Raw genomic sequence first — 518 nt, 5'->3', positions numbered from 1 at the left:
GTGTTAGTATCGATAAAACGCGCCGTACCAAATACCAATGTGCACTGGTTACGGTCGTAGAAGCCTTGACGCAATCGAGTCTGTTTGTCGATGACTGATTTAGCATGCCCCAAAATATTGGAGAAGGTCGAGTGAATGCTTTTGTTGTTCTGACAAAACAGCGGATTACTGTTGAATTCAATGATACGCCTTACGGCCTGGCGAAGTGCTTTTGAAGGACTGGTTCCCCAGTGTGTACAACCACCACCAACACTGCTCTCTTTTTCAATGATTGCAACGTTCAACCCGGCTTTGGTTAATCCCATCGCTGCCCCTTCTCCTCCGGGGCCACTACCAATTACGATTACATCAAAGTGGTTGGAGTGCGGCATAGATATCTTCCTTGTTATATTTGATTAACATTGCTTTAGCGAGATTTTAACTGATTCTGTTCTTGGGTACATGAAAAGGGCATCAGAGAGTCGGTGGGATCACGCAGTGTTATCGAAAAAATAATATTTGGTATGTTGTATGTCTCC

At 44.2% G+C, this 518-nt stretch carries 1 protein-coding gene; it reads right to left on the bottom strand.

What is annotated here, in order from left to right:
* On the bottom strand, positions 1–371 hold a 371-nt coding region (locus FQP90_RS23155), incomplete at its 3' end, for an FAD-dependent oxidoreductase (RefSeq protein WP_144653454.1).
* Between the last annotated feature and the right edge of the window lie 147 nt (positions 372–518).

Origin of the sequence: Paenarthrobacter nitroguajacolicus (assembly GCF_007786235.1) — a bacterium.
Taxonomy (GTDB): Bacteria; Actinomycetota; Actinomycetes; order Actinomycetales; family Micrococcaceae; genus Arthrobacter; species Arthrobacter nitroguajacolicus_A.
Note: the sequence above shows the minus strand (reverse complement) of the source record. Positions and strands in the feature narration are given on the sequence as shown.